The organism is Pseudomonas sp. GW821-FHT12A04 (assembly GCF_058807755.1).
Window position 1 is genome coordinate 284,914 of sequence record NZ_JBXAQZ010000002.1, and the last position, 20,782, is coordinate 305,695.

Here is a 20,782-nt window from a genome sequence, read left to right on the forward strand (position 1 = left end):
AGAATGTTGCTGAAGCCACGCTCTGTAACAGCAGCCAAACGCTGAGTTTGGCTGCACAGCTGTCGTAAAACCTGCTGACAAAGCCAGCCTGACACGCCCCTGCGCATTTATTTCGCGTGTAAATCAAGCAACTTATGTTGAGGCAGCTTGTTTGGAAGAAGTTGTGTCGTCAAACAAGCTATTATCGCCGTTCAGGATTTTGCCGGCGAAGCTCTCGGCATCCATCTTCTTTTTACCTTCTGCGACATTCGTAAAATAGTTGAAGTCTAAATCTATCCAGTGCTTAAGTTTGGCTTCGTAGTTGTTTGGATACTGTGCTTGCTGAACTGGGGGCAAGCCCTTGTAATGGTCAAGGACACTTTTGGAGAAGTTTGTGAGTTTTCCAGTGTTGTTGTATTCAAACTCTGCTTCGGCCACCACTTTCTGTCGCCATGCAAATTCTTGTTTGGCTGACTCTTCCAGTGCTGCCCGTCTTTCATTGATGGTAAAGGTGCCGCTGTCATCGTAAGTAATTAAGGCAAGCTGATCCATGGGCATCCCCGAAAACGGATTTTTGCCGAGTCCGTTTGTATACTGTGTCGCACTTTTGGCGCGCGCTAGTAATGTGGCATTATCTGTGTCAGGAACTTCAGAGTCGTATGTTGATTTATTGGCAGTATAATTAGCACTCACTAACTCGTTGAATGTGTTATTAGCCATCGAGCTCAGTTCCGTTCTAGTTAGGCGTGCATCCCGGGCCTGTGCGCGTACTGAGGCTTCGCTCAATTGGCTCGCTAGTGTGGAAACGGTACTGCTATCTCGTGCGTTGCCAAATGGGACTTGGGGTGTGCTTTGGTTGACGCCTGGGTTTTTGCCGGGAGTCGCTGTCAATTTTTTTGTTTCAGCCAGCGCTTGGCCGCTGTTAGCTGCAAAATTGTTTAGTGAGTTAACCATTTTTTGCCACTCCCTGTTCGATGACTAAAATATAATATGTTGCCTAATAAATGTTGATGTTTTGGCAAGATCTTATAAGCCGACTAAGGCGCTACATGCTTTATTTCATGGTGATTACTATTGACCAGACATAGGTGGACGGATTTGCTTTGGTTACCTTGATGGTGCAGGTGGCCCCACCACTAGGCGTGGCCGTATTATTCCATTTTGGAGTTTTACTCGCACCAAAGCCAGGAGTCGTCACAAATGTAGCTAAATAAATACATTTCTTGTTGCCAATTTGATATCGCAAATTAGCATGATTGTAATCAGGTGATATCTGGCTTTGTATGACGTACGTATCTGAGCCATTTGCAATCACGGACGCTTGTGGAGTAGGTGATGCGTTTGCTTTCGTTATAGCTTCGTTGTTTGTTATGGGGGTATACGTAGCAGTCTGTGTTCCAAGGTTCTTGAATGTGACTGTAACAGACGGCCCAGCGACCGCTGAACTTATGTGAAATGCAGTCAATGCGAAAGCGGCAATTAAAGACTTGGATATTTTCATGGATGTTGCTCCTTGTGGTGTTGCTAACAGTATTCCATTTAAAAAGTTGTGCTCATCACAAACTATTATCTAAGCCATGTAACATGGGCTTAAACTTTTTCGAGCGAATTGGCGAACCGAAGCCTGCGGAAATACTGGCAGGCCCGAAGGTCTTCCATGCACGGCCGTAATTCGAGAAAGGAATAAATCTCTGGTTCGAACGTGGTCACGGTGCGTCGGGTGCTGTTCGAGTCGCTAAACCCATTGCTGGCTAATCAGTTGGGAGTGAGCTTAGGAACCGGAGCTTTGCTGCGCAATCGGAAGGGGAGTGAGATCTTCGTAGGAAGTTGCCGGGATTCTTGCGGCCTTGAAGAGCGCAGGTTGCGGCAATTCCTACAGGTGAGTCTGAAGGTCGTGGCGACCATTTCGCGAGCAGGCTCGCTCCCACAGTGGATTGGGTTCCACAGTGAGCATTTGCGGTGTTATTCGGTTGGTGGGTTCAGTTTCGCTTCCAGCTCGGCGACTTTCGCTTCGAGGCTTTCGAGGCGGGCGCGGGTGCGTGCCAGTACGACCATCTGGCTATCGAACTCTTCCCGACTCACCAGATCCAGTTTACTGAAGCCGCTCTGCAGCAACATTTTGAACTGGCTTTCGATTTCAGCTTTCGGCAGTGGCGTGTCACCGCTGAAAAGGCGGGAGGCGGTGCCGGTGAGGGCGTCGAGGAAGTCTTTTGGCGCGAGCATGGGCAATGTCCTGGAAACAATGACGGGCAGTGTATCACGCAGTGTCTATAGTCATTTGCGCGGGCAAGGGATGCACGCTTTTCGCGCATTGGGACAGGCGGCGTTGCACCGTTGTTGTGCGTAACGTGCGGGGTCTTGTCGCGAAGTATCCACCATCCACCTGTAATTGCTTGAAAACAGTCGGTTTTGTGGAGATGGCAAGCTTTCTGCTTAGATGCTGGTGACCCATGCACTGATGCAGTCGCTGTGACGAATGCAGTGCGCCAAACGGAACGCGGGGGAGTGTTTCGTGAGGAGCGGTTAGCTGGCGTCGGACGGGCAGGTAAGGCCGACGATGCGTTACAAAGCCAGGCACTGCGCTTAGACTTGAGACGGGTTTGTTTTCCTGGGGCAAGTCCACCAAATTCGGGAGAGAGTTTTCATGAAGCTAGTCACTGCCATCATCAAGCCGTTCAAGCTGGACGACGTACGCGAGTCGCTGTCCGAGATCGGCGTGCAGGGCATTACCGTCACCGAAGTCAAAGGCTTTGGTCGGCAGAAGGGTCACACCGAGCTGTATCGCGGCGCGGAATACGTGGTCGATTTCCTGCCCAAGGTGAAGATCGACGTCGCCATCGACGACAAGGATCTGGACCGGGTAATCGAGGCCATCACCAAGGCTGCCAACACCGGCAAGATCGGTGACGGCAAGATCTTCGTGGTCAATCTGGAACAGGCGATTCGCATCCGTACCGGCGAAACCGATACCGACGCTATCTAAGCCGCCACAAACCCAACGCCCCAGGAGAAAACAATATGACTCTGCGTAAATTCGCAGGGCTAGGAGCCCTGTTGTCCATCGTAATGCCCAGCCTTGCTCTGGCGGCAGACGAAGTGGCGGCCCCAGTCCTCAACTCCGGCGACACCGCCTGGATGTTGACCTCGACAGCTCTCGTGCTGTTCATGACCATTCCCGGCCTCGCGCTGTTCTACGGCGGCATGGTTCGGTCGAAAAACATTCTTTCCGTGATGATGCAGTGCTTCGCCATTACCGGTCTGATCAGCGTCCTGTGGGTCATTTATGGCTACAGCATCGCGTTCGACACCACGGGCATGGAGCAGGGCGTCGTCAACTTCAACTCGTTCTTCGGCGGCATGGGCAAGGCGTTCCTTGCGGGTGTCACGCCAGCGAGTCTGACCGGCCCGGCAGCGCTGTTCCCCGAGGCGGTGTTCATCACCTTCCAGATGACCTTCGCGATCATCACCCCGGCGCTGATCGTCGGTGCGTTCGCCGAGCGGATGAAGTTCTCCGCGATGCTGATTTTCATGGGTATCTGGTTCACCCTGGTGTATGCGCCGATTGCGCACATGGTCTGGTCCGGCAACGGTGGCCTGATGTGGGACTGGGGCGTGCTCGATTTCGCTGGCGGCACCGTGGTGCACATCAACGCCGGTGTAGCAGGCCTGGTTGCTTGCCTGGTGCTGGGCAAGCGCAAGGGTTTCCCGACCACGCCGATGGCGCCGCACAACCTCGGTTACACCCTGATGGGCGCGGCCATGCTGTGGGTTGGCTGGTTCGGTTTCAACGCCGGTTCCGCCGCTGCGGCCAACGGCACCGCCGGCATGGCGATGCTGGTGACGCAAATCGCTACCGCTGCTGCTGCACTGGGCTGGATGTTTGCCGAGTGGCTCACCCACGGCAAGCCTAGCGCACTGGGCATCGCTTCGGGCGTGGTTGCCGGTCTGGTGGCAATCACCCCGGCTGCCGGCACCGTTGGCCCGATGGGCGCGTTGGTAATCGGTCTGGCGGCTGGCGTGGTGTGCTTCTTCTGCGCTACCACCCTCAAGCGCAAGCTCGGCTATGACGATTCCCTGGACGCCTTCGGCGTGCACGGTATTGGCGGTATCCTCGGCGCAATCCTGACCGGTGTGTTCGCTGCTCCGTCCCTGGGTGGCTTCGGCACCGTGACCGACATCGCCGCACAAGTGTGGATTCAGTGCAAAGGCGTGGGCTTCACGGTGATCTACACCGCGATCGCTACATACATCATCCTCAAGGTGCTGGATGCGGTCATGGGCCTGCGTATCAACGAAGAAGAAGAAGCGGTCGGCATCGATCTGGCGCTTCACAACGAACGCGGCTACAACTTGTAAGCAGGCGCGTAAAAAACTGCCCGGCTTGCCGGGCATTTTTTTGTCTGGAATTTGTCGTTGAAGGCCGAGCTGAAAGGTTTTTTCCTACAGGTTTTATGATGTTTACGTCGGGTGTTTTTGTGCAGCCAAAGGCTTACAGGATTGAAGGAATATTAGGGCCTTTGTTTTTTCACAGAGCGCGCTAGAATGCGCCCCGAACGTGCGGAGAACTGTATGTGGCAACAGACTCTGATTACCTTGCGGGCGAGGCCCCGGGGCTTTCATCTGGTAACGGACGAGTTACTCGCCGGCCTGCCTGAACTCAAGGCGTGTCGGGTCGGTCTGTTGCACTTGTGGCTGCAGCATACCTCGGCGTCGTTGACCATCAACGAGAACGCCGATCCGGCGGTACGTCGCGACTTCGAACGATTTTTCAATCGTCTGATCCCACAAGGAACAGACGGCTATGAGCATAACGACGAAGGCCTGGACGACCTCCCGGCGCACTTCAAGGCCAGCGTGCTTGGCTGTCAGCTCAGTTTGCCGATTGCGGCAGGCCGGTTGGCGTTGGGGACCTGGCAAGGCGTTTATCTGGGCGAGCACCGTGATCATGGCGGTGCCCGTAAAGTCCTCGCCACCGTGCACGGTGAAGGGGCATAACCGCTGGTCAGCAGCGGTTGTTGATTTTTTTCCGGCAGCCTTCGACAGAGGGCAAAGCTGGGCTATAACTAATCTGCTTTTCGCAAGTCATGAGGTAGAACATGAGCGACGATGATCTGGAAAACGACGACCTCGAAGTAGGCGACGACGACGAAACCGAAGAAGGTCTGGAAGCAGCGGCGGAAGACGTCGCTGAAGACGACGGTGGTGATGCGCCGGTTCCGACCGCCAAAGGCAAGGCCAAGGCAGCGGTATCGGTCGATGAGCTGCCGAGTGTCGAAGCCAAGAACAAGGAACGCGATGCTCTCGCGCGGGCCATGGAGGAGTTTTTGGCCAAGGGTGGCAAGGTGCAGGAAGTGGAGGCCAATGTGGTCGCCGATCCGCCCAAGAAGCCGGACAACAAGTACGGCAGCCGGCCTATCTGAGCCTGCTACCCGCTTACTGAAAAAGCCCGCCGTCGCTGCGGGCTTTTTCATGCCTGAAACAAAAAACATGAAACCTGTGGTGATCCCTGTGGGAGCGAGCTTGCTCGCGATGGCGGAGTGTCAGGCAACATTTATTTTGAATGTTAAGCCCTCATCGCGAGCAAGCTCGCTCCCACGGGTTTTTTGTCAGTTCGATACCGAATTCCACCGCGCCAGCAATGCCGGCAAATCGCTCAGGCTGCGAATCTCCGCATCCGGCAACCGTTCGGCTTCCCAGACCTTGCCCGCCGGGTTGAACCAGATCGCCCGCATTCCCGCCTGCTGCGCACCGGCAATGTCATCACCTGGATGATCGCCAATGTGCACCGCCGATTCAGCGGTCACGCCACCGCGTTGCAAGGCCTCCTGGAACAATCGCGCATCGGGTTTGGCAATGCCGATGTCTTCGGCGCAAAGCGCAAACTTGAAGTAATCCGCCAGGCCCAGCCGACGCACATCGGCGTTGCCATTGGTGACCACGCCGAGGGCGTAATGATTGGCGAGGATTTCCAGGGTCGGTTCGACCTCCGGAAACACTTCGATCTGATGCCGGGCATGCAGGAATACTTCAAAACTCTTGTCCGCCAGGTCCGAGGCTTCGTCGTGCCCATAACCGGACTCTTCCAGTGCATGGAACAGTACCCGCCGACGCAGGGCGCTGATGCGGTGCTTGAGGCTGGGCTCGTTGCTCAATACGCGCTCACGAATGGCCCACAAATGTTCCACCGGCACTGCTCCCAGGTTGGGCGCGTGCTCGGTCAGCCATTCACGCAAAACGGCTTCGGCGCTGACGATCACCGGGGCGGTGTCCCACAGGGTGTCGTCGAGGTCGAAGGTGATCAACTGAATACTCATGAATCGTCGCCTTTCATGCGTTTGGCCCGTGGGTGGGCGCTGTCGTAGACGGCTGCCAGATGCTGGAAGTCCAGGTGGGTGTAGATCTGTGTGGTCTTGATGTCCGAGTGTCCGAGCAGTTCCTGCACCGCGCGCAGGTCCTGGGACGATTCCAGCAAATGGCTGGCGAAGGAGTGTCGCAACATGTGCGGATGCAGGTTCTGCCCCAGTTCGCGCTCGCCGGCAGCCTTGACCCGCACCTGGATCGCCCGGGGGCCGAGGCGGCGGCCTTGCTGGCTGATGAACACCGCATCGTCCGCCGGGTTGGCCATGGTTCGCAATGGCAGCCACTGCTCCAGCGCTTCGCGGGCCTTTTTTCCTACCGGCAGCAGGCGGGTCTTGCTGCCTTTGCCGAGCACCTGGACCATGCCGTCAGCCAGATCGAGCTGATCGAGATTAAGCCCCGTCAGCTCCGAAAGCCGCAAGCCGGAGGAATAGAACAGCTCGAGAATCGCTTGGTCCCGACGTGCCAGAAAGTCATCCTCGACCCCGCCTTCCAGCAGCTGCAGGGCGCGGTCGGTGTCGAGGGTTTTCGGCAGGCGGCGTTCGCCTTTGGGCGGTGCGAGGCCATTGGCCGGATCGTGGTCGCACAGGCCTTCGCGGTTCAGGTAGTGATAGAGCCCGCGAACGGCTGACAGTAATCGCGCCAGGCTGCGGGACGATTGGCCTTGGGCGTGCAGACGGGCAACCAGGCTACGCAGGCGCTGGATGTCCAGCGCCGTCCAGCTGCCGATATTCTGTTTGACGCACCAGCCCAGCACTTTATCGAGGTCGCGGCGGTAAGCCGACAGTGTGTGCGGCGACACCTGCCGCTCACTGCGCAGGTGTTCGCAGTAAGCGTCCAGTTGTCGTTCCATGTTCAGCGTACCGAGCGCAGGGAATTGTTGACCCGTGGCAGCACGCGACCCATGACTTCAGCGATGTAGCTCAGGAACAAGGTGTCCACCGAGCTTTTGTAGTGCTGCGGATCACGGCTGGCGATGGCCAGGATGCCGTGGATACCCTGGTGGCTGATGGCGACAACCGCGGTGGAGCCGATCTGCTTGCGCTGTTCTTCGCCGAACAGGAAGTCCAGTTCATGCTCGCGCAGGCTGCCGCTGACGCTTTTGTCTTCCGAGAGCAAACCGCCGATGGCCACTTGAGCTTCGGCGTGGGTGACCCAGCGGCCCACCGGCATGGCGTTGTCGCCGAGCAGGATGAGGCTGACGAAGGGCACCTGGAATTCCTGGCGCAGGCTGTCTTCGACGCACATCACCACGTCTTCCAGGCTGGCAGCATCCATCAATGCCAGGATCAGGCGACGGGTCTTTTCGAACAGGCGGTCGTTGTCCCGGGCCACGTCCATCAAATGCGACAGGCGATGACGCAGTTCAATGTTGCGGTCGCGCAGGATGGTCATCTGACGCTCGACCAGCGACACGGTATCGCCGCGCCGATGGGGGATACGCAGGGACGGGAGCAGTTCTTCGTGCTCGACGAAGAAGTCCGGATGAGCCTCCAGGTACGCGGCTACAGCCGCCGCCTCGAGGCTTTCGGACGGTGATTCGTCAGCTTGTCGTGCGGGTACCTGAGGCTTGTCGGTCATGGATTTCGCTCACTCAAAGACGCACTTGTCCTTCATATACGCGCACTGCCGGGCCGGTCATCATCACCGGTTGGCCAGGGCCTGCCCATTCGATGGACAAGCGCCCGCCAGGCAGGTCGATCAATAGCGGCGAATCCATCCACCCCTGGCTGATCGCGGCCACTGCGGCGGCACAGGCGCCGGTTCCGCAAGCCTGGGTTTCCCCGGCTCCACGTTCCCAGACGCGCAATTGCGCGCGGCTCCGGTCGATGACCTGGAGAAAACCGACATTGACCCGTGCCGGGAAGCGCGGGTGATGTTCTATTTTCGGGCCCAGCTCATGCACCGGCGCGTTGTTGATATCGCTGACCCGCAGCACGGCATGGGGGTTGCCCATGGACACGGCGGCCAGATCGACCGGGGTGCCGTCGACGTCGACCTGATAACTCTTGGCCTGCTCCGGTGCCTGGAACGGAATATCCGCCGGTACCAGGCGCGGGGCGCCCATGTTGACGCTGATCTGGCCGTCGTTACGCACGTCGAGCTCGATGACGCCGCTTTTGGTCTCGACGCGAATCACACGTTTTGCAGTCAGGCGCTTGTCGAGCACGAAACGGGCGAAGCAGCGCGCACCGTTGCCGCACTGTTCCACTTCGGAACCGTCGGAGTTGAAGATCCGATAGCGGAAATCCACGTCCGGGTTGCTCGGCGCTTCAACGATCAGCAACTGGTCGAAACCGATGCCGGTGTGCCGGTCACCCCATTGCTTGGCATGCTTGGGCAGAATGTGCGCGTGCTGGCTGACCAGGTCGAGGACCATGAAATCATTGCCCAGGCCGTGCATCTTGGTAAAACGCAGCAGCATGGTTTTACTCCGGCAGCAGGCTTTCGCCAGCATACAACTCGGCTACCGTTTCACGGCGACGCACTTCAAATGCCTGATCACCGTCCACCAACACTTCTGCGGCACGGCCGCGGGTGTTGTAGTTGGAACTCATGACAAACCCGTAGGCACCGGCCGAATGCACGGCCAGCAGGTCGCCTTCCTCCAGCGCCAGCTGACGATCCTTGGCCAGGAAGTCGCCGGTCTCGCAGATCGGGCCGACGATGTCGTAGGCGCGGGCAGCGGAGGTGCGCGGGCTCACGGCAGTGACGTCCATCCAGGCCTGATACAGCGCTGGGCGGATCAGGTCGTTCATGGCGGCGTCGACGATGGCGAAGTCTTTGTGTTCGGTGTGCTTGAGGTACTCGACCTGAGTCAGCAGCACGCCGGCGTTGGCGACGATGAAGCGGCCCGGCTCGAACACCAGCGCCAGGTCACGACCGTCGAGACGTTCGCGCACGGCCTTGATGTAGTCGGCAGCCAGTGGCGGCTCCTCGTCCTTGTATCGCACGCCCAGGCCACCACCGAGATCGATGTGGCGCAGGTAGATACCGCAATCGCCAAGGCGATCGACCAGGCCCAGCAGGCGGTCGAGAGCGTCGATGAACGGCGGCAGGGTGGTCAGTTGCGAGCCGATGTGGCAATCGACGCCGACCACTTCCAGGTTCGGCAGCTGCGCGGCACGCACGTACACGTCTTCGGCGTCGGCGATGGCGATGCCGAACTTGTTCTCTTTGAGACCGGTGGAAATGTACGGGTGGGTGCCGGCATCGACGTCCGGGTTCACGCGCAGCGAAATCGGCGCGCGAACGCCCAGTTCGGCGGCGACCACCTGCAGGCGTTCCAGCTCGTCGGTGGATTCGACGTTGAAGCAGTGCACGCCGACTTCCAGGGCGCGACGCATGTCGTCACGGGTCTTGCCGACGCCGGAGAACACAATCTTGTCGGCGCTGCCGCCAGCGGCCAGTACGCGTTCCAGCTCGCCACGGGAGACGATGTCGAAACCGGCGCCAAGACGCGCCAGGACATTCAGGACGCCCAGGTTGGAGTTGGCCTTGACCGCGTAGCACACCAGGTGCGGTGTGCCGACCAGCGCATCGGCGTAAGCCAGGTATTGGGCTTCGATGTGCGCGCGCGAGTAAACGTAGGTGGGTGTACCAAAGCGCTCGGCGATGGCAGACAGGGCAACACCTTCCGCGAACAGTTCACCGTCACGGTAGTTAAAAGCGTCCATGAGGTTCCCTTATTATTGGTAGACGTCGTGCTTGTGTGCTTTGGAGGCAGGCTGCTGCTGCGACGACTTGGCTTGCTCCACAGGGTCCTGGTCTTCATCGGGCAGGTACAGCGGGCCTTTTTGACCGCAGGCCGACACAAGGCAGGCAACCGCGAGGAGCGCAGCAAGGGAAGAGATCAGGCGCTTCATGGCGAAATCCTTGAAAATGCATTAATTGCGCCGGAGTATACCGGCCACCCGGCAGCTTGCCTATGCAACGGACCGCCCGTCCGGCGGGGCTCGGCCCGATGCCGGTCGGTATCATGCAATCCCACAGGTCGTTATCCTTTGCAATCGACGGAGCTCGGTCGTATCTTGCGGCGCTTGAGCCTGATCAGACACTTTTTGAGGTTGCCGTAATGAGTTTGTCCGAAGCGCGTTTCCATGACCTGGTCGATGCCACCCAGCAATCCCTGGAGGACATCTTTGACGAGAGCGACCTGGATATCGACCTCGAAAGCTCGGCCGGTGTGCTGACGGTCAAGTTCGAGAACGGCAGCCAGTTGATCTTCAGTCGCCAGGAGCCGCTGCGCCAGCTGTGGCTGGCAGCGGTATCCGGTGGTTTCCACTTCGACTACGACGAAGAAAGCGAGCGCTGGATGTGCGACAAGAGCGAAGAGCAGTTGGGTGAAATGCTTGAGCGTATCGTCCAGCAGCAGGCCGGTGTCGAACTCGATTTCGAAGGCCTGTGAGATCGTGACCCAGCCTGCGCCTGTCCGTGCGCCCAAACCGCTCTACAGCAATGTCAGCCCGGCGGTACCGTCGCCCTGCAGCGGTGTGTGCCGGCTGGACGAGCAGAAAGTGTGTCTGGGCTGCTTCCGCCATGTCGAAGATATTCGTGAGTGGCGCTCGGCTGATGACGAGCGTAGGCGGGTGATTTGTGCGCAGGCTGCCCACCGCAAAGCTTCAGTCTAGTGAGTCATTGTGGCGAGGGGGCTTGCCCCCGTTGGGTCGCGTAGCGGCCCCAAGTTTTTACGGCTGCTGCGCAGCCGAACGGGGGCAAGCCCCCTCGCCACAGGAGTTCTCTACAAGTCCATAGCGTCGGTTTGGCCATGACTTGTATATTTTTTGAGCTGTGATAGTGTCCAGAAACGCCTCAACCCATCGAGGCTTGTGAAAACCCCGCCTTTTTCTGGCGGGGTTTTGCTTTTTTCGTGCAGAAGAAAGGAGTCTGCCCAGATCATGACCTCACCTTCCATCACCCTTACCCGTCTGGACGTCCAGCGTCTGGAGCGTCTGATCGACAGCCTGGACGACACGCTGCCGGGCGTTATTGCGCTGCAAACCGAACTGGATCGCGCCGATACCGTGGTCGGCCACGATGAAGTGCCGGCGGATGTCGTGACCATGAATTCCCGAGTGCATTGCCGCGAAGAAGGCAGTGGCAAGGACTACCACCTGACCCTGGTGTACCCCAAGGATGCGAATGCCGACGAAGGCAAGGTCTCGATCCTGGCGCCGGTGGGCAGTGCGCTGCTCGGCCTGAAGGTTGGCCAGCACATCGATTGGCCGGCTCCGGGCGGCAAGACCCTGAAGCTGACACTGCTGGAAGTCGAATCGCAGCCGGCCAATGGCGGCGCGTTCCCGGAGTGACTCCCCCTCAGACCTGATCGAGCGCCTCGTTCAATGCGTGCTCCAGGTCGGCTTTGTAGCGCAGGTACAGATGGGTGGAACTCTGACCTTCGCCGAGCAGGCCTGACAGGTCGAGGTCGGTGATGTAGCAGCGGTAGCGTTCGGTTTCCCGGCGCTGCCCGACGATTTCCCGGGCGACCACGCGGAACAACTGGTCGCCATGTTCCAGCTCGGAAAACTCCCGTTGATTGCAATACAGCGTCACCTGCACCTGACCCGGTGCGGCTTTGCCGACAATCGCCTGCACGTCGTAGAACGGCTTGTTCACTGGCGTCTGCGGCACCGGCCGGGCTTCGATGCGGCGTGCCCGGCCGGGGCCTGACGGCAGCAACTGGCAATACAGGGTGTCGAGGTTCAAGGGGTGGGCTGCGTCCATTGGCAGCAAGGCATCGCGACGGTACTGGATCGATTGCAGGAAACGCTGCAGCGGCACCAGCAGGCTTTGCTCATCGTGCCAGGGCAGGCGTTGCTGCCACAGGGCGTTGAACTCATCGAGCACGTACAGATCAGCCTGATCTTCGTTGACCCTATAGAACACTTGAATGCAGTCCGGTTGGCCCGTTGGCAGGAACAGCGCGAGGTCGTGGTCTTCCAGTGCCTTCGGATCGAGGTGCAACGGGCTGTAGCTCGCCATTTCTTCGCCCAGGTAATCGATCAGTGCCGGCAGAGTGGCCAGCGCGATGTGCTGGACCTGGCCCGGCACCAACTCCAGCACGTGGTAGTGCTGCTGGACCTGGATCAGGTAACGATGATTGAGCCGGCTCAGCAGCAGGTTCTGTGCGGTATCGAGGATTTCCTCGACCCGTTGGGCAATGAACTGCGCGCGGTTATGGCAGAAGCAACGCACTCGCAGCTTCGGCTGTTGCGGCCCGGCCGGCAGGTTGTTGAGGTAGTCGCGGATGCAGTCGAGCAGGGCGTGGGGGCCGTCGTAACGGCCAACCAGCACTTCGTTCCAGCTATTGAGCGTGACCTGGTCCAGAGTCAGCACCAGATTTTCCCGGACACCCGCGTAACTCAGGGAGTCGGTGCGTTCGGTGGTCATGAGGATGTTCAGGTCGCGATGGTGCTTGAGCGGATCGATGCCGACATTCACCAGGATCAGCACTTCACTCGGCACGCTGGCGCGCAACAGAGGTTCCTCGGCGACGGTGGGCAAGGGCAGGGCGATGGTCTGTTGCAGGCTGCCGAGCAGGTTGAACAGTTCGAATTCGCTCAAGTCGCTGGTGCCGGGGTGCAAGGCCAGGCGGGTACTGCTGTCGATCACGCCATTGCGGTGGCACCAGGTCAGCAGTTCGAGCAAGTGACGGCTGCGTTTGATCGGCGCGAAATGCTCCCACTCCAGTGCCGTCAGGCTGCCGTTGTACAAGCCCCACTGGCTTTGCCCCGGCTCTTTCCTGTTCGGTGCGTGCACCAGCGTCAGGGTGTCTTCAGCCAGGTCCGGGGCGATGCCGGGATTGATGAATTCGACTTTACCGGCCTTGCGCTCGAAAGCGGCGTACAGGCGGCGGCCGAGGACACTCAGGTCGCGCTTGTTGATGCGGCTGACCGTTTGTTCGTGACGGGCAAACTGCTTGAGGAAGCGGTAGCTGTAGTTCAGCTCGTTGACCAGTGCCCGCCGCTCGGAGCTGACCTGGCGGACTTTCCACTGGCTGCGGCTGTCGAGCAGGGTCAGTTGACGCTGGTCCCAGTGCCATTCATGGGCCAGGCGTTCGAGCAAGGAGCGCTGCCAGCTCTGGGTGCGGCTGTTGCCGGTGAGTTTGCGATTGACCTTCAGGTACAACGCGCGCCGCACCAGTTCCAGCCGTTCCGGTTCGTTGCGGGCGATCAGGTATTCCTCGATGCGCCGATACACCACGACATACGGATCCAGTTCGTCGAGGTCGAGGCGGTTGGCGAACACCGCTTGCTTGAAGCGCAGGCTCAGGCAATGGACCCTGGGGTGTTCACTGGCGTAAACCTCCGTCAGCAGCAGCTTGAGTACCGACTTGTAGGGCGACTCAATGCCCTTGAACAACTGCCAGAGCCCGGCACCGATAAATTCGCCGGGCGGGATGTAGGCCAGGTTGCCGAGGTCGAGGGTTTCATCGGCACGGATGAAGCGTTTGGAGATCAAGGCATGGGTGTAGCGGTCGTAGCTCGACTCTTCGTAGACCGGCACCAGCCACCAGATCGGTGTGCGCCCGGCGAGCCAGATCGCGGTGCGGTAAAACTCGTCCAGCAACAGGTAGTGCTGGGTGGTGCCGCAATCTTCCGAACTCAGCTGGGTATCGCGCTCACCGCGGACGAAACGGCTCGGGTCGATCAGAAAAAAATGCGCTTCGGCGCCCTGGCTGGCGGCCCAGGCTTCCAGCAACTGGCATTTCTTGCGCAGCTCGGCGAGTTCGTTTTCGATCAGGTCCGGTCCATGGCAGACCCACACATCCATGTCGCTCTGGTCGGCCTGGGCCAGGGTGCCGAGGCTGCCCATCAGGAACAGTCCGTGAATCGGCCTTGGCGGGTTGCTGCCGTGGCGCGGCTTGTAGGAAAACGAGCGGGTCAGGCGCTGGGCTTCAGCGAGGACATTGGCATCCGGCTCGAAATTCGACAGCCCGGCCGGCGTACTGCCGGAAACGTAACCGGGCAACAGCGGATGGTTAACGTGGAAAAACAGCGGCAGCAAGGTCAGGACCCCTTGCTGGCGGGTCGACAACCCTTCCATGGCGCGAGCCATGCGTCCTTCGTTGAGTTTCAGAAAACGTGCGCGCAGCTGGCTGAGAACCTTGCGGTCGATTCCCTCGTCCAGATCGGGGCGGATTTCGTGGGTGCGCGTCATGTCAGCTCAAACCGGCTCGCAGGGCTCGGACGTGGGGCTCTTCGGATGAGGGGCAGTTTAGCGCCTTGAGGCGAGGACTTTTAAGCTGATTTTGTTTTTCTGGCGTCAGATTTCTATCGGCTGCAGACAGGAATCAGGGGGAATGTGCCCGCGGAAATCCCTGGATCGGGGTCTCCGTGGGCGATGCGGCAGAATTCAGGCTGTTACTTCGGCGTTAAGAATGGTCAGCACGGTTTGCACATTTTGCGCGGCGTCACGACCCAGGCTGGTCAGGTAACCGCCATCAGGCTGGTCGGTCAGTTCTTTTTCAAAGAGGCGTTTGGCGGCGGCAACGTGTTTCGGGGCAGCGGTCTGATGAATTTTCAGACCTTCCTGGGAACTGTCCAGGTTGAAGAGTGCGAGGACTTCCAGTTCGGCAACCAACTCAGGGGTAAGCGACATAAGGACTCCAGACTTTCTAGGAATTGGACGACAGCGCCCCTAAGGTGAACCCGCTTGTCCGGCATGTCCAGTGCTCGCGACAGGGTTTTTTTCCTCTGTAGGAGCGAGCTTGCTCGCGAAGGTCGTCAACGATGATGCGTAAAACCAGATGCCCCGTGGCGCTCTCGGGTTTTTCGCGAGCAAGCTCGCTCCTACAGGGATGTGTGGGCTTACTGCTTTTCCGGCGGCAACTCGGGCAAGGCGCGCAGGGCAGCTTCGTACCATTCGGTGTTGAACGCGCGGTCTTCTTCGAGGATCGCGTCGATTTCTACCGCCAAAACGTGGGCCATCAAGTTGAGGATTTCTTCCCGCTCGTAACCCACCAGCGTCAGCTTGTTGAACGTCGCCTTGGCAGCCGGTGGGTTGTCGCTTTCGATCTGGTTTTCGATGGCCTGGATCAGGGTGGTTTCGGCGAACTCTTCTTCGTCGTTGTCGATATCGGTTGGCTCGCTCATGGCAGGCTCCTCAGGGAAAGGCGGCCAGTTTACCCGCATTCAGCGGCGTGATGCTGCTGGCAAGAATCCCGGCAGCGTTCTATAAACAGGCACTGCCCACCCCGCATGGCCTGGAGGCTTTGTGATGATCAAGCTTTATGGATTCTCCGTCAGTAACTACTACAACATGGTCAAACTGGCGCTGCTGGAAAAAGGCCTGCCCTTCGAAGAAGTACCGTTTTACGCTGGCACCAGCCCCGAGGCACTGGCCATCAGCCCTCGCGGAAAGGTCCCGGTGCTGCAGGTAGAGCAGGGCTTCATCAATGAAACCAGCGTGATCCTCGAATACATCGAGCAAAGCCAGAAAGGCACGCCGCTGCTGCCGAGCGATCCGTTCGAGCGCGCGCAGGTGCTGGCACTGGCCAGGGAAATCGAGCTGTACATCGAATTGCCAGGCCGGGCCTGCTATCCCGAAGCCTTTTTCGGCATGACCCTGCCGGATGCGATCAAGGAAAAAACCAAAGCCGAATTGTTGCTGGGGATGGCTGCGCTGGGCCGGCATGCCAAATTCAGCCCTTACGTGGCTGGCGACAGCTTGAGCGTGGCGGATCTGTATTTCCTGTTCAGCGTGCCGCTGGCGTGTGGGGTCGCCAAGAAGTTGTTTGGCATCGATCTGTTGGCCGAGATGCCGAAGGCCAAGGCGCTGCTGGAGTTTTTGGGGGGGAATCCGAATGTGCAGCGTGTGGCGGCGGACCGGGAGGCCGCGATGCCGGCGTTCATGGCGATGATTGCTGCCAAAAAGTAGTTCTGTGGCGTTCTGAAGTCAGTCATCGCGGGCAAGCCCGCTCCCACAGGTTTCTTTGTTTGCCATGGATTTTTGGCAAGTACTGGATCCTTGTGGGAGCGGGCTTGCCCGCGAAGCTTTTAGCGGCTGGCGAGGAGCGCCTGACCGCGAGCCACTGCAGCCTTCACCTGCGCCGGCGCGGTGCCGCCGATGTGGTTACGGGCATTGACCGAGCCTTCCAGGGTCAGCACGGCGAACACGTCCTGGTCGATCTGGTCGCTGAACTTGCGCAGTTCTTCCAGGCTCATTTCTGCCAGATCCTTGCCGCTGTCCACGCCGTACTTCACGGCATGGCCGACGATTTCGTGGCAGTCACGGAATGGCAGGCCGCGACGCACCAGGTAGTCGGCCAGGTCGGTGGCGGTGGAGAAGCCGCGCAGGGCCGCTTCGCGCATCATCGCGTGCTTGGGCTTGATCGCCGGGACCATGTCGGCAAAGGCCCGCAGCGAGTCGCGCAGGGTGTCGGCGGCGTCGAACAGCGGTTCCTTGTCTTCCTGGTTGTCCTTGTTGTAGGCCAGGGGCTGGCCTTTCATCAGGGTCAGCAGGCCCATCAGCGCGCCGAACACGCGACCGGTCTTGCCACGCACGAGCTCAGGCACGTCCGGGTTTTTCTTTTGCGGCATGATCGAGCTGCCGGTGCAGAAACGGTCGGGCAGATCGATGAACTGGAACTGCGCGCTGGTCCACAGCACCAGCTCTTCGGAGAAGCGCGAGAGGTGCATCATCGCGATGCTGGCCGCAGAGCAGAATTCGATGGCGAAATCACGATCGGAGACGTTGTCCAGCGAATTGCCGCCAACCGCGTCGAAACCCAGGAGTTGGGCGGTGTATTCGCGATCGATCGGGTAGGTGGTGCCGGCCAGCGCCGCGCTGCCCAGTGGCATGCGGTTGGTGCGCTTGCGGCAGTCGACCAGGCGCTCGTAGTCGCGGCTGAGCATTTCGAACCAGGCCAGCATGTGGTGCCCGAACGTCACCGGTTGTGCGGTCTGCAGGTGGGTGAACCCCGGCATGATGCTGGCGGCTTCGCGCTCGGCCTGCTCCAGCAGGCCTTTTTGCAGGCGGGTGATTTCAGCCAGGATCAGGTCGATCTCGTCACGCAGCCACAGACGGATGTCGGTGGCGACCTGATCGTTACGGCTGCGGCCGGTGTGCAGTTTTTTACCGGTCACGCCGATGCGGTCGGTCAGGCGCGCCTCGATGTTCATGTGGACGTCTTCGAGGTCGATGCGCCAGTCGAACTGACTGGCCTCGATTTCACCCTGGATGGTGTTCAGGCCATCGATGATGCTGTCGCGCTCGGCATCGGTCAGCACGCCGACCTTGGCCAGCATGGTGGCGTGGGCGATCGAGCCCATGATGTCGTGGCGATACAGGCGCTGGTCGAAGGTGACGGAGGCGGTGAAGCGGGCGACGAAGGCGTCGACGGGTTCACTGAAGCGGCCGCCCCAGGACTGATTGGTCTTGTCAGTGCTCATGAATTCGCTCGTATCGGCTTGAAGTAAGAAGGCGTGGAACGCTGGCGCGGATAATAACAGGGTTGCCAATCCTGTCGCTGACACTGGTCGATACGTTTTTTTTGGGGAGAGAAGGACCGGGCCGGGGCAAGAGCCACGCATTTTTGCCGAACGATATTTTCCAATTGAGCAATATCGTCCCGGCAACCGTCTACAGTTGGACAGTAGGATCAGCGCATTTTCTCGGTGCAGCCGCTGACTATAAAGAGTGGGGTGTTCATATTGCGTATCAGCAAACCCTGTGGCGATGCATCGCCAACGCGGGCCTGGGCCGCCAATCGCCCGGTAGATGAAAATTTAGCCGCCGGACCAGCGGCACTTTTTGACGCTCGCGCTAGTCTTAGCGTGGATCGCGGTGACGGACGTCACTTCACCTGTCTACGCTATCCTTGTGCGAGACTCACGCAGGAATCCAGCGCAATATGAATGTCCTGATCGTTGATGACGAACCCTTGGCCCGCGAGCGCCTGAGCCGAATGGTTGGCGAACTCGAGGGGTACAGTGTCCTGGAGCCTAGTGCCACGAATGGCGAAGAGGCGTTGGCACTGATCGACAGCCACAAGCCGGATATCGTGCTGCTCGATATCCGCATGCCCGGCCTGGATGGCCTGCAAGTGGCTGCTCGGTTGTGTGAACGCGAAACTCCCCCCGCCGTGGTGTTCTGCGCCGGGCCCGATGAATTTGCCGTGGAAGCCTTACAGGCCAGCGCCGTAGGCTATCTGGTGAAACCTGTGAGAACTGAACAATTACATGACGCATTAAAGAGAGCCGAGCGCCCCAATCGTGCCCAGCTCTCCGCCCTGACCCGCCCTGCTGCCGAAAGCGGCAACGGCCCGCGCAGCCATATCAGCGCCCGAACCCGTAAAGGGATCGAGCTGATTCCGCTGGATCAGGTGGTGTATTTCATTGCCGACCACAAATACGTGACCTTGCGCCACGAAAGCGGCGAAGTGTTGCTCGATGAGCCGCTCAAGGCCCTCGAAGATGAATTCGGTGACCGTTTCGTGCGTATCCATCGCAATGCACTGGTTGCCCGCGAGCGTATCGAGCGATTGCAACGCACACCCCTGGGGCATTTTCAGCTGTTCCTCAAAGGCCTCAACGGTGATGCGCTGATCGTCAGCCGTCGTCATGTGGCTGGGGTACGCAAAATGATGCAACAGCTTTAAAAAGCTGTTCGCAGGCCAATTTCACACCCGATTGCCGGACATCCGGGGCCAGGGAGGCCGAGTAGTATCTGATACAAGTCAAAGTGGATTTGGCTGAGCTGTTATTATCCGTCATATCTATTCAGTACGGATTGATCCATGTCCTCTCGCCAGATCCGCATCGCCACCCGCAAAAGCGCTCTCGCCCTGTGGCAGGCCGAATACGTCAAGGCCCGTCTTGAAGCAGCCCATCCGGGCCTGCTGGTGACCCTCGTCCCCATGGTCAGCCGTGGTGACAAGCTGCTTGACTCTCCGCTGTCGAAAATCGGCGGCAAGGGCCTGTTCGTCAAGGAACTCGAAACCGCGCTGCTGGAAAATGAAGCCGACATCGCCGTGCACTCCATGAAGGACGTGCCGATGGACTTCCCCGAAGGCCTCGGTCTGTTCTGTATCTGCGAGCGGGAAGACCCGCGCGATGCCTTCGTTTCCAACACTTACACCAACCTGGATGAGTTGCCACAGGGCAGCATCGTCGGTACCTCCAGCCTGCGCCGCCAGGCTCAATTGCTGACCCGTCGCCCGGATCTGGAAATCCGCTTCCTGCGCGGCAACGTCAACACCCGCCTGGCCAAGCTCGATGCCGGCGAATACGACGCCATCATCCTCGCCGCTGCCGGCCTGATCCGCCTGGGATTCGAAGACCGCATCACCTCGGCCATCAGCGTCGACGACAGCCTTCCGGCCGGTGGCCAGGGCGCGGTGGGTATCGAATGCCGCAGCGCCGACAGTGAAATCCATGCGTTGCTGACACCCCTGCATCACCAGGACACCGCCACCCGCGTGACCGCCGAACGAGCCCTCAACAAGCACCTCAATGGCGGCTGCCAGGTGCCGATTGCCTGCTACGCCGTGCTGGAGGGTGACCAGGTCTGGTTGCGCGGGCTGGTGGGCGATCCAGGCGGTGGCCTGCTGCTCAGCGCACAAGCCCGCGCCCCTCGCGGCGATGCCGAGGCATTGGGTGTACGAGTCGCTGAAGACCTGCTCAGCCAGGGTGCCGACGCCATCCTCAAAGCGGTCTATGGCGAGGCTGGTCACGAGTGATCGGCTGGCGCCTGCTGCTGACGCGTCCCGCCGAAGAAGCGGCGGCGCTGAGCAGTTTTTTGGCCGAGCAGGGGATATTCAGTAACAGTCTGCCGCTTTTGGACATCATACCCATTGAGGCCACTGACACAATGCGCCAGGTGATTCTGGCGCTGGATCAGTTCTGCGCCGTCATCGTGGTCAGCAAGCCGGCCGCCCGGATCGGCGTCGAACTGCTCGAGCGGTATTGGCCAACACCGCCCGGTGTGAAGTGGTTCAGCGTCGGCGCGGCGACCGCGCAGATCCTCGGGGATCACGGGCTGGACGTGAGCTTCCCGGCAGAAGGCGATGACAGTGAAGCCTTGCTCGAACTTTCCCGACTGCGCGAGGCTATCGCACAACCCGATGCACGAGTGCTGATCCTGCGCGGGGAGGGCGGGCGCGAGTTGCTGGCTGAGCGTTTGCGTGAGCTTGGTGCTAGTGTCGAGTATCTGGAACTGTACCGCCGGGGATTGCCGATTTACCCGCCGACACTGCTGCCGCAACGGATCCAGGCGGAACGCCTGAACGGGCTGGTGGTCAGCAGTGGACAAGGTTTTGAGCACCTGCATCAACTGGCCGGCGATGCCTGGCCGCAGTTGGCGCGGTTGCCGTTGTTTGTACCGAGCCCCAGGGTTGCCGAGATGGCACGTGCCGCCGGGGCCAAAACAGTTGTGGATTGTCGTGGCGCCAGTGCCGCGGCCTTGCTGACGGCGTTACGGGAGCATCCCGTACCCGTTTTCTAAT

The 20,782-nt window shown here is 59.5% G+C and carries 24 protein-coding genes and 1 pseudogene; 12 read left to right on the top strand and 13 right to left on the bottom strand.

Going from position 1 to position 20,782, the window contains the following annotated elements; genetic code table 11:
- Positions 1–132: 132 nt before the first annotated feature.
- The 3 genes from AC1RS8_RS04075 to AC1RS8_RS04085 all read right to left on the bottom strand — a co-directional run bounded on the left by AC1RS8_RS04075 (position 133) and on the right by AC1RS8_RS04085 (position 2,202).
- Positions 133–933 (bottom strand): hypothetical protein, encoded by an 801-nt coding sequence (locus AC1RS8_RS04075; RefSeq protein ID WP_489339443.1) that lies wholly within the window; start codon positions 931–933, stop codon positions 133–135.
- Positions 934–1,033: 100 nt separating this feature from the next.
- Positions 1,034–1,480: a hypothetical protein gene (locus AC1RS8_RS04080; RefSeq protein WP_489339442.1), complete on the bottom strand. Its 447-nt coding sequence runs from the start codon at positions 1,478–1,480 to the stop codon at positions 1,034–1,036.
- Positions 1,481–1,941: 461 nt separating this feature from the next.
- Entirely contained in the window at positions 1,942–2,202 is a 261-nt protein-coding gene (locus tag AC1RS8_RS04085) for an accessory factor UbiK family protein (RefSeq protein ID WP_046038993.1), read from the bottom strand.
- 421 nt (positions 2,203–2,623) lie between these two features.
- Here AC1RS8_RS04085 and glnK point away from each other — a divergent pair, with 421 nt between their 5' ends.
- From glnK to sutA, 4 genes are all read left to right on the top strand, one after another.
- Positions 2,624–2,962 carry a P-II family nitrogen regulator gene (gene glnK / locus AC1RS8_RS04090; RefSeq protein ID WP_002555808.1) on the top strand — a complete coding sequence of 113 codons (339 nt, stop codon included), beginning with the start codon at positions 2,624–2,626 and terminating at the stop codon, positions 2,960–2,962.
- Positions 2,963–2,997: 35 nt separating this feature from the next.
- A complete protein-coding gene (locus AC1RS8_RS04095; RefSeq protein ID WP_057712776.1) occupies positions 2,998–4,335 on the top strand; it encodes an ammonium transporter in 1,338 nt (445 codons plus the stop codon).
- A gap of 213 nt (positions 4,336–4,548) precedes the next feature.
- Entirely contained in the window at positions 4,549–4,974 is a 426-nt protein-coding gene (locus AC1RS8_RS04100; protein WP_057712777.1) for a secondary thiamine-phosphate synthase enzyme YjbQ, read from the top strand.
- A gap of 101 nt (positions 4,975–5,075) precedes the next feature.
- Positions 5,076–5,399, top strand: a complete 324-nt coding sequence (gene sutA / locus AC1RS8_RS04105) for a dormancy-specific transcriptional regulator SutA (protein ID WP_008050867.1) — start codon at positions 5,076–5,078, stop codon at positions 5,397–5,399.
- Positions 5,400–5,585: 186 nt separating this feature from the next.
- Here sutA and AC1RS8_RS04110 read toward each other — a convergent pair whose 3' ends face one another.
- Genes AC1RS8_RS04110 through lptM form a run of 6 tightly spaced genes read right to left on the bottom strand, consistent with a single transcriptional unit; the run spans position 5,586 to position 10,202 of the window.
- Positions 5,586–6,293, bottom strand: coding sequence for an HAD family hydrolase (locus tag AC1RS8_RS04110; protein ID WP_090452118.1), 708 nt, complete (start codon positions 6,291–6,293; stop codon positions 5,586–5,588).
- Entirely contained in the window at positions 6,290–7,189 is a 900-nt protein-coding gene (gene xerC / locus AC1RS8_RS04115; protein ID WP_489339441.1) for a tyrosine recombinase XerC, read from the bottom strand. Before xerC ends, AC1RS8_RS04110 begins: the two co-directional genes overlap by 4 nt.
- Positions 7,190–7,191: 2 nt before the next feature.
- Positions 7,192–7,917: a DUF484 family protein gene (locus tag AC1RS8_RS04120; RefSeq protein WP_489339440.1), complete on the bottom strand. Its 726-nt coding sequence runs from the start codon at positions 7,915–7,917 to the stop codon at positions 7,192–7,194.
- A 13-nt stretch (positions 7,918–7,930) separates the two neighbouring features.
- Positions 7,931–8,761, bottom strand: coding sequence for a diaminopimelate epimerase (dapF, locus tag AC1RS8_RS04125; protein WP_057712780.1), 831 nt, complete (start codon positions 8,759–8,761; stop codon positions 7,931–7,933).
- Between the two features lie 4 nt (positions 8,762–8,765).
- Positions 8,766–10,013: a diaminopimelate decarboxylase gene (gene lysA / locus AC1RS8_RS04130; RefSeq protein WP_057712781.1), complete on the bottom strand. Its 1,248-nt coding sequence runs from the start codon at positions 10,011–10,013 to the stop codon at positions 8,766–8,768.
- Between the two features lie 12 nt (positions 10,014–10,025).
- Complete coding sequence (gene lptM, locus AC1RS8_RS04135; RefSeq protein WP_007980804.1) at positions 10,026–10,202, bottom strand: LPS translocon maturation chaperone LptM; 177 nt, start codon at positions 10,200–10,202, stop codon at positions 10,026–10,028.
- Positions 10,203–10,411: 209 nt separating this feature from the next.
- On the opposite strand from lptM, the gene cyaY reads away from it, so the two are divergent.
- The 3 genes from cyaY (at position 10,412) to rnk (ending at position 11,645) form a co-directional block, all read left to right on the top strand.
- The gene (cyaY, locus tag AC1RS8_RS04140) at positions 10,412–10,744 is read left to right on the top strand and encodes an iron donor protein CyaY (protein ID WP_057712782.1); all 333 of its coding nucleotides are present in this window, start codon (positions 10,412–10,414) and stop codon (positions 10,742–10,744) included.
- A gap of 4 nt (positions 10,745–10,748) precedes the next feature.
- Complete coding sequence (locus AC1RS8_RS04145) at positions 10,749–10,967, top strand: DUF1289 domain-containing protein (RefSeq protein ID WP_079246817.1); 219 nt, start codon at positions 10,749–10,751, stop codon at positions 10,965–10,967.
- A gap of 267 nt (positions 10,968–11,234) precedes the next feature.
- Entirely contained in the window at positions 11,235–11,645 is a 411-nt protein-coding gene (rnk, locus tag AC1RS8_RS04150; RefSeq protein WP_057712783.1) for a nucleoside diphosphate kinase regulator, read from the top strand.
- A 7-nt stretch (positions 11,646–11,652) separates the two neighbouring features.
- Here rnk and AC1RS8_RS04155 read toward each other — a convergent pair whose 3' ends face one another.
- The 3 genes from AC1RS8_RS04155 to AC1RS8_RS04165 form a co-directional block, all read right to left on the bottom strand.
- Complete coding sequence (locus tag AC1RS8_RS04155; RefSeq protein ID WP_489339439.1) at positions 11,653–14,496, bottom strand: class I adenylate cyclase; 2,844 nt, start codon at positions 14,494–14,496, stop codon at positions 11,653–11,655.
- A 195-nt stretch (positions 14,497–14,691) separates the two neighbouring features.
- Positions 14,692–14,937, bottom strand: coding sequence for a TIGR02647 family protein (locus tag AC1RS8_RS04160; protein ID WP_090452110.1), 246 nt, complete (start codon positions 14,935–14,937; stop codon positions 14,692–14,694).
- Positions 14,938–15,146: 209 nt separating this feature from the next.
- A complete protein-coding gene (locus AC1RS8_RS04165; protein ID WP_057712786.1) occupies positions 15,147–15,431 on the bottom strand; it encodes a hypothetical protein in 285 nt (94 codons plus the stop codon).
- Between the two features lie 124 nt (positions 15,432–15,555).
- Here AC1RS8_RS04165 and AC1RS8_RS04170 point away from each other — a divergent pair, with 124 nt between their 5' ends.
- Complete coding sequence (locus tag AC1RS8_RS04170) at positions 15,556–16,215, top strand: glutathione S-transferase family protein (protein ID WP_150814549.1); 660 nt, start codon at positions 15,556–15,558, stop codon at positions 16,213–16,215.
- Between the two features lie 119 nt (positions 16,216–16,334).
- Here AC1RS8_RS04170 and argH read toward each other — a convergent pair whose 3' ends face one another.
- Positions 16,335–17,729: an argininosuccinate lyase gene (gene argH / locus AC1RS8_RS04175; protein WP_489339438.1), complete on the bottom strand. Its 1,395-nt coding sequence runs from the start codon at positions 17,727–17,729 to the stop codon at positions 16,335–16,337.
- 342 nt (positions 17,730–18,071) lie between these two features.
- Here argH and AC1RS8_RS04180 point away from each other — a divergent pair.
- From AC1RS8_RS04180 to AC1RS8_RS04195, 4 genes and pseudogenes are all read left to right on the top strand, one after another.
- A pseudogene (locus AC1RS8_RS04180) lies at positions 18,072–18,194 on the top strand (sensor histidine kinase); the annotation flags it as partial.
- Entirely contained in the window at positions 18,191–18,937 is a 747-nt protein-coding gene (locus AC1RS8_RS04185) for a LytR/AlgR family response regulator transcription factor (RefSeq protein ID WP_057712788.1), read from the top strand. The pseudogene AC1RS8_RS04180 and the gene AC1RS8_RS04185, both read left to right, overlap by 4 nt.
- A gap of 138 nt (positions 18,938–19,075) precedes the next feature.
- On the top strand, positions 19,076–20,017 hold the full coding sequence (gene hemC, locus AC1RS8_RS04190; RefSeq protein ID WP_057712789.1) for a hydroxymethylbilane synthase: 942 nt from the start codon (positions 19,076–19,078) through the stop codon (positions 20,015–20,017).
- Complete coding sequence (locus tag AC1RS8_RS04195) at positions 20,014–20,781, top strand: uroporphyrinogen-III synthase (RefSeq protein ID WP_489339437.1); 768 nt, start codon at positions 20,014–20,016, stop codon at positions 20,779–20,781. Before hemC ends, AC1RS8_RS04195 begins: the two co-directional genes overlap by 4 nt.
- The last annotated feature ends 1 nt before the right edge of the window (position 20,782 follow it).